General features: G+C 63.7%; 7 protein-coding genes and 1 pseudogene. 6 read left to right on the top strand and 2 right to left on the bottom strand.

Annotation, left to right across the window (positions count from 1 at the left end; genetic code table 11):
• Window positions 1–833: 833 nt before the first annotated feature.
• From QZ213_RS16640 to QZ213_RS16665, 6 genes and pseudogenes are all read left to right on the top strand, one after another.
• A complete protein-coding gene (locus tag QZ213_RS16640; protein ID WP_291687185.1) occupies window positions 834–2129 on the top strand; it encodes an N-acetylmuramoyl-L-alanine amidase in 1296 nt (431 codons plus the stop codon).
• 224 nt (window positions 2130–2353) lie between these two features.
• On the top strand, window positions 2354–4846 hold the full coding sequence (locus QZ213_RS16645) for a penicillin-binding protein 1A (protein WP_291687186.1): 2493 nt from the start codon (window positions 2354–2356) through the stop codon (window positions 4844–4846).
• 221 nt (window positions 4847–5067) lie between these two features.
• Window positions 5068–7563, top strand: coding sequence for a penicillin-binding protein 1A (locus QZ213_RS16650; RefSeq protein WP_291687187.1), 2496 nt, complete (start codon window positions 5068–5070; stop codon window positions 7561–7563).
• 120 nt (window positions 7564–7683) lie between these two features.
• Window positions 7684–8815, top strand: a protein-coding gene (gene prfB, locus QZ213_RS16655) for a peptide chain release factor 2 (RefSeq protein WP_291687188.1) whose coding sequence is annotated in 2 segments (ribosomal slippage) — window positions 7684–7752 and window positions 7754–8815 — 1131 coding nt in all. Because the reading frame shifts where the segments join, the coding sequence is not laid out codon by codon here.
• 3 nt (window positions 8816–8818) lie between these two features.
• Complete coding sequence (locus tag QZ213_RS16660) at window positions 8819–9691, top strand: NAD(P)-dependent oxidoreductase (RefSeq protein WP_291687189.1); 873 nt, start codon at window positions 8819–8821, stop codon at window positions 9689–9691.
• A gap of 72 nt (window positions 9692–9763) precedes the next feature.
• Window positions 9764–10114: pseudogene (locus QZ213_RS16665) on the top strand (DMT family transporter); the annotation flags it as partial.
• Between the two features lie 30 nt (window positions 10115–10144).
• On the opposite strand, the gene QZ213_RS16670 reads toward QZ213_RS16665, so the two are convergent.
• On the bottom strand, window positions 10145–10462 hold the full coding sequence (locus QZ213_RS16670; RefSeq protein WP_291687190.1) for a hypothetical protein: 318 nt from the start codon (window positions 10460–10462) through the stop codon (window positions 10145–10147).
• Between the two features lie 32 nt (window positions 10463–10494).
• A partial coding sequence (locus tag QZ213_RS16675; RefSeq protein ID WP_291687191.1) for a carbamoyltransferase C-terminal domain-containing protein occupies window positions 10495–11395 on the bottom strand: 901 nt, incomplete at its 5' end.

An 11395-nucleotide genomic window follows, 5' to 3' on the forward strand; every position in this document is an offset into this window, starting at 1 on the left:
TTGCCGCGCAGTTGCTTGCGCTGGGCGGTCTCGAAATCAAATTCTTCGACGCGATTGCCGCGGACCACGACGACCCGGGTCTCTTCCGGGTGGGTAGCATCGATCAACATTTTGTTGGGCATTTTGGAGCTCATGACGGCGGCGGGCGCGTATCACGGTAAGCGCGTATCGCGCCGCCGGGTGACGCGACGGTCCACCTGATTCGGGGGTGAGGGGAAGGCCAAAACGCAACCCGGGGCGCCCGTCCGAACGGGATCCTTGCGGAGCAAAACGACGCGCGGAGCTTTCGCCCCGCATCGGCGCGGTTGTTCCGTGGACCTTGGTCGGCAATACAGTCTGGCGCATCAAGCGTCGGCCCGTCTAAAAACGTGGGCGGCAAAGCGCCGCCTTATTCTGTCGCTGAAAGCCCGGCGCGGCGCCAAAGCGCTCGCCGGCTATTCGCATATCGGGCCGTTGCAGGCCGGATAGTCGGTTCTGTCGTGCCTGAAGCCGTCCCTGGAACAAGCTGGTAACCTGGGACCGGACGCCGCTCGGGCTCGAAACCGCCCTCCTTGTCAGCCGCGCGCTGCGCTGGCTGCGGAGGGATCGGAAAGACGCTGGATCTCTCAAGAGTTCGAGAGTTCCGGCGCTGCACCGGGAGGCTGAACGCGACACAACCGGGAGTTTTAGCCGTCAGCCCCCCATACATACGTGGATTGGTCCCCTCGTGCAAGGGAAGCCTCTCGAGGCGTCGCTGGCCGGCAACAGTCTGCCTTATTCGGTAAAACTGCAGTAAGCTTCGGTTAACCCTGTAGTTCTATTGCGGTAAGAGGCTGCTCGGAGGAACGGATTCGTTGGCGAGCCGCGCAAATCATATTGTTTTGCTGAGGTGCGCGCTTGTGTGCGCCGCAGCATTGCTGTGTTCCGACGGTTCGATGATCGCCGCCGAAGGGGCATCGCCGAATCCTGTCGTGACGTCGAATTTTCCGGTCGCCTCGGATGCCCGGCTGGCGGGCGACGCCGGACAGACCCGTTTCGTTCTCGACCTCGACAGGACCATTCAGTTTCATGCCTTCACATTGGCCGATCCGTATCGGGTGATCGTGGATATTCCCGAGGTCAGCTTTCGCCTGCCGGCCGGGGCCGGCACCGCCGGCCGCGGACTGGTCAAGGCCTTCCGCTATGGCCTGGTCATGCCCGGCGGTTCTCGGATCGTGTTCGATCTGACTGGCCCGGCGAAGATCGCAAAGTCTTACGTCTTGGAGGCGGCCAACGGCCAGCCGCCGCGGCTGGTGCTCGAGTTCGAAGAAGCCGATCGCACCACCTTCGTTCAGTCGCTCGCGCCGGAGGCGCGGCCCCAGCTCAAGCCCGCCATCGCCGACGCCGTCGCTTCGGTCGCAGTGCCTGCTGAATCGGCGGCTCCGCCCAAGCCCGCGTTTCCGGATTCCCGGCCGGTGATCGTGATCGACGCAGGCCACGGCGGTGTCGACAACGGCACGCAGAGTTCCGGCGAAAGCGAGAAGAACCTCGTGCTCGGATTTGCGCTGGCGTTGCGCGATCGCATCGAAAAGAGCGGCAAGTACCGGGTCGTCATGACACGCACCGACGATACCTTCATACCGCTCGACGACCGCGTCAAAATCGCGCGCGCTCAATCGGCGTCGCTGTTTGTTTCGATCCATGCCGACGCCTTGCCGCGCGGCGAGGGCGATGCCCAGGGCGCAACCATCTACACGCTGTCCGACAAGGCCTCCGACGCCGAAGCCGAACGGCTGGCCGAGGCGGAAAACCGGGCCGACGCCATCGGCGGGGTCAATCTGACCGAAGAGCCGACCGAGGTCGCCGACATTCTGATCGACCTCGCGCGGCGCGAAACCCGCACGTTTTCAAACCGGTTCGCTCGTCTGTTGATGGGCGAGATGAAGAATACGGTGCGGATGTACAAGCATCCCCTGAAATCGGCCGGTTTCAGGGTGTTGAAGGCGCCCGACGTTCCCTCGGTGCTGGTCGAACTCGGCTATGTCTCGAACAAGGGCGATCTCGAACATCTGGTATCGGATAGCTGGCGTTCCCGCACCGTCGCATCGATGGCGCAAGCGGTCGACGTCTTCCTGGCCAAACGCGTGGCGAGGGCAGGGGCAACGAACTGAGAAGGGACTTGCTGAAAAGGACATTTTGGCCGTAGCGGAAGCCCTAGTTTGGCCACAGCGGCGGCCCTATAAAAAACTGCCGAGATATCCCGGGAATCGATCAGAAATTGCTCCTGGACGAGATATTGCGTGCCTCCCGGCGGAGCGGTGGATTGTTCCGCGGCAGGGGCACGCTGAATGGGTGCCGGTCGTCACGGCGCACGGGCTGAAACGGATCGTCGATAATGCGCTTGCTGGTGCGGTTCTTGGGGTTCCTGTTCGCTGCGGGAACCGTCGTGTTCCTGGTGGGCGTGGCCGCCGCCGCCGGGCTGATCTGGCATTTCTCCAGGGATTTGCCGGACTATTCGCAGCTTCAGGATTATGAACCGCCCGTGATGACGCGCGTCCATGCGGCGGACGGCTCGCTGCTCGGCGAATATTCCAAGGAACGTCGGCTATATCTGCCGATCCAGGCAGTTCCGAAACTGGTCATCAACGCGTTCCTTGCCGCCGAGGACAAGAATTTCTACGAGCATGGCGGCATCGACTACTCGGGCATGGCGCGTGCCGCCCTGCTGTATGCGCAGAATTACGGTTCCAACCGCCGCCCGCAGGGCGCCTCCACCATCACCCAGCAGGTTGCGAAGAACTTTCTTCTGACCAACGAGGTGTCGTTCACCCGCAAGATCAAGGAAGCCCTGCTGGCGATGCGGATCGAACGTACGTATTCCAAAGACAAGATACTCGAACTCTATCTCAACGAAATCTATCTCGGCCTCGGCGCTTACGGTATCGCCGCCGCGTCGCTGGTCTATTTCGATAAATCGGTGAACGAACTCACGGTCGCAGAGGCCTCCTACCTGGCCGCGTTGCCGAAGGCGCCGGCGGCGCTGCATCCGGTGCGCAACCACGACCGCGCGATCGAGCGCCGCAATTATGTGGTCGATCGCCTTCTCGAGAACGGCTGGATCAAGCAGGCCGATGCCGACAAGGCCCGCAAGGATCCGCTGATCGTGACCAACCGCGCCAATGGCGCGCATATTTTCGCCGGCGAATATTTCGCCGAGGAAGTCCGTCGCGACATCTTCGAGCGCTACGGTGAGAAGAAGCTTTATGAAGGTGGCCTGTCGGTACGCACCACGCTCGATCCGAAGATCCAGATGGAGGCGCGCAAGACCATGGCCGCCGGCCTCGTCAACTATGACGAACAGCAGGGCTGGCGGGGCGCCATCAGCAAGCTCGATATAACAGGCGACTGGGGCGTAAAGCTTGCCGATATCAAATCGCTGTCGGACATCTCGCCGTGGCGGCTTGCCGTGGTGCTGGACACCAGCGACCAGTCGGCGCGGATCGGTTTCCAGCCGGGGCGCGAACTGGGCGGCGCCATCAACAAGGACCGGCAAACCGGCATCATCACGCTCGATGGTGTCAGATGGGCCAAGGCCGCGTCGGGACCGGCGCGCGGCAAGACGCCGAGCGCGGTATCGCAGGTGCTTTCACCGGGCGACGTGATCTATGCCGATACGCTGATCGGCAAGGATGGCAATCCTGTCGAGGGCCAATACCGGCTGCGTCAGTTGCCGGAAGTTTCCGGCGCGATGGTGGTGATGGATCCCTGGACCGGCCGCGTGCTGGCGATGGTCGGCGGATTCTCGTTCGACCAGAGTCAGTTCAATCGCGCGACGCAAGCTTACCGGCAGCCGGGTTCCTCGTTCAAACCGATCGTGTATTCGTCGGCGCTCGACAACGGTTATACGCCGTCGACGGTGGTGGTCGACGCGCCGATCGAAATCGATCAGGGGCAGGGCGCGGGCGTCTGGCGTCCGGAGAACTACTCGGCCGGCAAGTACCAGGGTCCGACGACGCTGCGCAACGCGTTGCGGCTGTCGCTCAATACCGTGACGGTGCGGCTGGCGCAGGACATCGGCATGCCCCTGATCGGTGAGTATGCCAAGCGGTTCGGCGTCTACGATGAATTGCCGAATTATCTGTCCTACGCGCTCGGCGCCGGCGAAACCACTGTGATGCGGATGGTCACGGCCTATTCGATGTTCGCCAATGGCGGCCGGCGCGTAAAGGCCACCCTGATCGATCGCATCCAGGACCGTTACGGCCACACCATCTTCAAGCATGACCAGCGCGAATGCCGCGGCTGCGACGCCCCCAGCGGCTGGAAGAACCAGCCCGAGCCGCAGCTCGTCGACCGCCGCGAGCAGGTGCTCGATCCGATGACCGCCTACCAGATCACCTCGATGATGGAAGGCGTGGTGCAGGCCGGCACTGCGACGGCCGTGAAGGAAGTCGGCAAGCCGATCGCCGGCAAGACCGGCACCACCAACGACGAGAAGGACGCCTGGTTCGTCGGCTTCTCGCCCGATATCGTGGTCGGCATCTATATGGGCTACGACAAGCCGCGTAACCTCGGCAGGGGCGCGACCGGCGGCCATCTGGCCGCGCCGATCGCGCGCGACTTCCTGAAGCTCGCGCTCGCCGACAAGCCGGCAATTCCGTTCAAGGTGCCGGCCGGCATCAAGCTGATCCGCGTCGATTCCAAGACCGGCATGCGCGCCGGCCCAGGCGACACCGGCAGAACCATCCTGGAGGCCTTCAAGCCGGGTACCGCGCCGCCGGATAATTACTCGGTCATCGGCGTCGCCGACGCCGACGGCCGGTCGCTGCAGCCTTCCCCCGATGCGGATCGTAGCCTGTTCCGCCCCGGCACCGGCGGGCTCTACTAGAGCGGGGCATCAGCGAACCACCGAAAAGGGAGCGCCGGAAGCCCTAGTTCGGCCACAGCGGTTGCCCTATAAAAACGGCCCCGGGGGCTCCACGGATTCGACCAAAATCCCCGGGATCATCCATGATGCGCAGCCCCTGAACTGCCCGGTCCGGCTTCCGGGGATTGCGCTCGAAGAACCTGCCGGTCGTCACGGCGCACGGGCTGAACGGATAGTCGAGAATGCGTCTGCTGGTGCGGTTCGTGGGGTTCCTGTTTGCTGCCGGAACCGTGGTGTTCCTGGTGGGCGTCGCCGCCGCGGCGGGGCTGATCTGGCATTACTCGAAGGACTTGCCGGACTATTCGCAGCTTCAAAACTATGAACCGCCGGTCATGACGCGTGTCCATGCGGCGGACGGCGCGCTGCTCGGGGAATATGCCAAGGAACGCCGGCTCTATCTGCCGATCCAGGCGGTTCCGAAGCTGGTCATCAATGCGTTCCTGGCTGCCGAGGACAAGAATTTCTACGAGCACGGCGGCATCGACTATACCGGCATGGCTCGCGCAGCACTTCTCTATGCCCAGAACTTTGGGTCCAACCGCCGGCCGCAGGGCGCCTCGACCATCACCCAACAGGTGGCGAAGAACTTCCTCCTCACCAATGAGGTGTCGTTCACCCGCAAGATCAAGGAAGCCTTGCTGGCGATGCGGATCGAGCGCGCCTATTCGAAGGACAAGATTCTCGAACTGTATCTCAACGAAATCTATCTCGGTCTCGGCGCCTACGGTGTCGCCGCGGCGTCGCTGGTGTATTTCGACAAATCGGTGAACGAGCTCACGGTCGCGGAAGCTGCCTATCTGGCGGCGATGCCGAAGGCGCCCGGCGCGCTGCATCCGGTGCGCAATCATGACCGCGCGGTCGAGCGCCGCAATTACGTGATCGACCGCCTTCTGGAGAACGGCTGGATCAAATCGGGCGAAGCCGAAATTGCCCGCAAGGATCCGCTTGTGGTCACCAACCGGAACAATGCCGCGCACATCTTCGCCGGCGAGTATTTTGCCGAGGAAGTCCGTCGCGACATCTTCGAGCGCTACGGCGAGAAGAAACTCTACGAAGGCGGTCTGTCGGTACGAACGACGCTCGATCCGAAGCTGCAGGTGATGGCGCGCAAGACCATGGCCGCGGGCCTTGTCAATTTCGACGAGGCGCAGGGCTGGCGGGGCGCGCAGAGCAAGCTAGATATATCAGGCGATTGGGGCGTGAGACTCGCCGACGTCAAAGCGCTGTCGGACATCGCGCCGTGGCGGATGGCCGTGGTGCTGGACACCAGCGACCAGTCGGCGCGGATCGGTTTCCAGCCGGGGCGCGAACTGGGCGGCGCCGTTGCGAGAGACCGGCAAACCGGCATCATCACGCTGGATGGCGTGAGGTGGGCGACGAAGGCCGTGTCCGGCGCGCCCCGAGGCAAGGCGCCCACCACGGTTTCACAAGTGCTTTCACCGGGCGATGTCATCTACGCCGACCCGTTGATCGGCAAAGATGGCAATCCGGTCGAGGGCCAGTATCGGCTGCGGCAATTGCCGGAGATTTCCGGCGCGATGGTGGCGATGGATCCATGGACTGGCCGCGTGCTGGCGATGGTCGGGGGATTCTCGTTCGATCAGAGTCAGTTCAATCGCGCGACACAGGCCTATCGGCAGCCAGGCTCGACAATAAAGCCGATCGTCTATTCGTCGGCGCTCGACAACGGCTATACGCCGTCGGCCATGGAGGCTGACGCTCCGATCGAGATCGACCAGGGGCAGGGCGGAGGCGTTTGGCGCCCGGAAAACTTTTCGGTCGGCCGTTATCAGGGACCGACAACGCTGCGGAACGCGCTGCGGCTGTCGCTTAACACCGTGACGGTGCGGCTGGCGCAGGACATCGGCATGCCCCTGATCGGCGAATATGCCAAGCGCTTCGGCGTCTATGATGAATTGCCGAACTATCTGTCCTACGCGCTCGGCGCCGGCGAAACTACCGTGATGCGGATGGTCACGGCCTATTCGATGTTCGCCAATGGTGGACGGCGGGTGAAGGCAACGCTGATCGATCGCATCCAGGACCGCTACGGCCACACCATCTTCAAGCACGATGCGCGCGAATGCCGCGGCTGCGACGCGCCCGGCGGATGGAAGAATCAGGGCGAACCGCAGCTCGTCGATCGCCGCGAGCAGGTGCTGGATGTGATGACGGCCTACCAGATCACCTCGATGATGGAGGGCGTGGTCCAGGGCGGCACGGCGACGGTGATGCGCGACGTGGGCAAGCCGATCGCCGGCAAGACCGGCACCAGCAACGAGGCAAAGGATCTCTGGTTCGTCGGCTTTTCGCCGGATCTCGTGGTCGGTCTCTATCTCGGCTACGACAAGCCCCGCAGTCTCGGCCGAAGCGCGCAAGCAGGCCACACGGCTGCGCCGATCGCGAGGGATTTCATGAAGCTTGCGCTCGCCGACAAGCCGGCCACGCCGTTCAAGGTGCCGGCCGGTATCAAGCTGATCCGCGTCGATTCCAAGACCGGCATGCGGGCCGGCCAGGGAGACGGTGGCAAGACCATTCTCGAAGCCTTCAAGCCGGGTACCGGTCCGCCGGACAACTATGCTGTCATGGGCGTCGCCGATGATGCCGACGGCCGTAACGCGCAGCCTATCGACGGGGATCGGAGCCTGTTCCGTCCGGGGACCGGCGGGCTCTATTAGTGAAGGGGTAGGCCGGTTCGCGCCAGGAAAACGCGCGAAGCGATTGCGCTTTGCGGCGTCCGCCGCTACATCCCCATCACCAGCAAATGGCGGCCCCAGCGGCCGCAGATCAGAGCACCCATGCGCGCCGAAGTCGAACGCCTAGTCGAAGAGATCAAGCAGTCAGTCGGGCTGCTGAGGAGGCATCTTTGACGTCGAACAATCCACGGCACGTCTGGCCGAACTGAACAAGCTCGCCGAAGCCCCCGATCTCTGGAACGATCCCCAGAAGGCGCAGAGGCTGATGCAGGAGCGAACCTCACTGGAGGATGCGCTCAATGGCATCGGCAAAGTCGAGCGCGAGCTCGAGGACAATGTCGGCATGATCGAACTCGGCGAAGCCGAGAACGATACCGGCGTCGTTGCTGAAGCCGAGACTGCGCTGAAAAATCTGAAGAAGGAAGTCGCCCGCCGCGAGCTTGAAGCGTTGCTTTCGGGCGAAGCCGATCGCTTCGATTCCTATCTCGAGGTTCACGCCGGCGCCGGCGGCACCGAAAGCCAGGACTGGGCCGAGATGCTGCTGCGCATGTATACGCGCTGGGCCGAAAAGCACGGCTTCAAGGTCGAATATCTGGAAGAGACGCAAGGCGAAGAGGCCGGCATCAAGTCCGCCACCATCCAGATCTCGGGTCACAACGCCTATGGCTGGCTGAAGACCGAGGGCGGCGTGCACCGGCTGGTGCGGATATCGCCGTACGATTCGAACGCGCGCCGGCACACCTCGTTCTCCAGCGTCGCCGTGTTTCCGGTGGTCGACGACAGCATCAAGATCGACATCAAGGAAAGTGACGTGCGCACCGACACCATGCGCTCGGGCGGCGCCGGCGGCCAGCACGTGAACAAGACCGAATCCGCGGTCAGGCTGACGCACATACCGACCGGGGTTGCCGTGGTCTGCCAGGCCGGGCGTTCGCAGCACAAGAACAAGGCGCAGGCCTGGGACATGTTGCGCGCGCGGCTCTACGAGATCGAACTGAAAAAGCGCGAGGCGCAGGCCGCCGCTGACCAAGCCGCCAAGACCGAGATCGGCTGGGGCCACCAGATTCGCTCTTACGTGCTGCAGCCCTATCAGATGGTGAAGGACCTGCGCACCGGTGTGCAGACCTCGGACACCTCGGGCGTGCTCGACGGCGACCTCGACGAATTCATGGCCGCGACCCTGGCGCAGCGCGCGTTCGGCACCTCGCCGGGCGCGGTCGAAGACGTGGATTAGCCCATGGCAAGAGTCGCTTTCATTGGGCTTGGGCGGATGGGCCATGGCATGGCCGGCCGCTATCTCGACGCCGGCTTTGCCGTCGCGGTATGGAATCGCAGCAAGGCCAAGGCGGAGGATCTGATTGCGCGCGGCGCGCGATGGGCGACTTCGCCGGAGGATGCCGCCATCGACGCAGATGCCGTCGTGACCATGGTCGCCGACGACGAGGCCTCGCGCGCGGTGTGGCTCACCAAGGACGGCGCAGCGGCGACGATGAAGGCCGGAAGCATCGCGATCGAGTGTTCCACCGTATCCTATCAGCACGCGCTTTATCTTGCCCGCGAGCTTCGCAGCCGGGGCCTGCTCTATATCGATTGTCCGGTCACGGGCCTGCCCGATGCCGCCGCGAGCGGAAAACTCACCCTGCTGGTCGGCGCCGACACCGCGGACCTCGAACGCGCGCGGCCCTTTCTCGCACCGCTCTCCAACACGATCCGGCACTTCGGCGCGGTCGGCAGCGGCACCGTCTACAAGCTCATCAACAATCTGATGGGCGCGATCCAGATCGCCGGCATCGCCGAGGGCCTCGCGATCGCCGAGCAGGCCGGCCTCGACATGAAACTGGTGCTGGAGGCGGTCGCGTCCGGCGTCGCCGCCAGTCCGCAGGTGATCCGTCATTCCAAGCGGATGGCGGAGCGGAATTTCACCGGCGCGACCTTCACGGCGGCGCTGCGCCACAAGGATGCCGCCTACGCGGTGGCGCTGGCCGAAAGCCTGTTGTCCGGCGCGCCCCTGATGGCACGCGCGGCGGTCGAGGCCTATGCACGTGCGAAAGCCTATGCCCCTGACGACGACGAAGCAAAAATGATCGAGATCATATCGCGCGCGAAATAGGCCGGCGGAAATCGGGTAGCGACGGGCACCGCTTCCGGTTAGGCGTTAGTTCGATCTCCAATAATTGCCGTCCAACTGCTGGCCTCGAGCCTGATGATGGCGATCGTCGCCGCCATGGTCGATCGGCCGTGGCAACTGCCGATGCCGGGCGCGACCACCTGGCTGGCGATGGCCGGGCTGGCGGGATTGTCGACGGCGCTCGCCTACATCGTATTTTTCCAGATCCTGAGACGTTCGGGCTCGACCAACGTCATGCTTGTGACGCTGCTGATCCCGGTGACGGCCATCCTGCTGGGCTATCTCGTGCTGGGCGAGAGCATTTCCGGGCGTGAGATCGTCGGCGCCCTCGTGATCGGCAGCGCGCTGCTCGTGATCGACGGCAGCGTCTTCAATCTCGTTCGCCGCCCGGCCGTGGTTCAATAATCCCTCGGGCGGACTTCGCAAACTCCGATATCAATCGGTGTATTCAGTAAATTTCTTGTAGATCCATCGCCGGCCGTCATAACGCCGCCAAACCTGGCCGGTCAGCAATCGTCCGGTGATGGATCGCCGCGGAATGATAATCTTCCAGAGGTGCCAGACCTCGCTCCAGGCGGGCTTCGGGCTGAGGCTCAATAATCGAAACCGTTCCTGGCTTTCGGCATGCATCGGGCGTTCACGATCTAACGAGGTGTTCGGCAAATTGTAACCGGCCGCCGACTTTGCCAATACCGGCTTGAATGATGAAAATATCCGGTGCATGGACGATAGCGCGCCGCGGTCACGGTGCAACCGAAGTCGCTGATTAAGCTAACCTATCAACCTTACCGCTGGCCCATCGCTCGCTCCGGGCGCGTTTCCCATTCCGCGAGCCAGCCGGTAAACCGGCCGGTGTCGCGTTCGCCTCCGTGCCAGGCCGCGGTGACCGTGCCGTCATCGGCCACCAGCAGCACAACGTCGAGCCCCTTGGAACGGCGCAGCGTATCGATGGCCTGGCGAGGCGTCTGTGCGATTGGGCCTGCGACGTTGAAGGAGGTGTTGACGGATATCTCGACACCGATGCGGCGGCCCAGCGCCTTCAGATAGGCGTAGGTGAGGGGATCGTCGTCCGCCCGCACGATCTGGATTCGTCCGGTCCCGTCGGCATGGATCACCGCCGGAATTTTCTCGCGCGCGTGCGGTTTCGATTGTGCGGTCAGCACCATGTAACTGTAGGCGTTGTAGCCGGCGTCGGAGGCGCCTTCGAGGAGCTCAAAGTATTCTCGCGCCGCCTCGAGCGTCGCCATCGGCGCCAGGGGCCGGATCGCTTCGCGGTATTTGACCCGCTCGTTGAGAAGTTCGCGCGCCTTGGCGTCGCAGGGGTTGGCGAGGATCGAGCGATGGCCGAGCGCGCGCGGGCCGGTTTCGGCCGCGCCCTGATAGAGCGCGATAACGCCGTTGTGCGCGACCATGAACGCCATCAAGTCGGCAATGACGTTGCGGCCTTCGGGGGTCGAGACGTCTCCGATCTGCCTAGAGGCGATGTCGCCGGCTGCAAGCGCGCTTGCGATGTCCTTTTGCGTCGGCGGCAGGCCGCAATAGAAGGCATGCGTCATCGGCGCGCCGCGCGGGCTGCCCGCGAGATGCGCGAACAGCCACGCGGCGCCGATGGGCACGCCGGGGTCGCCGGGCGTCGGCGGCACCCACAGATGCAGGCGGGCCTTGCGCTGTTGCGCGTTCGAAAAC

It is taken from the genome of Bradyrhizobium sp., assembly GCF_017881085.1.
GTDB lineage: Bacteria > Pseudomonadota > Alphaproteobacteria > Rhizobiales > Xanthobacteraceae > Bradyrhizobium.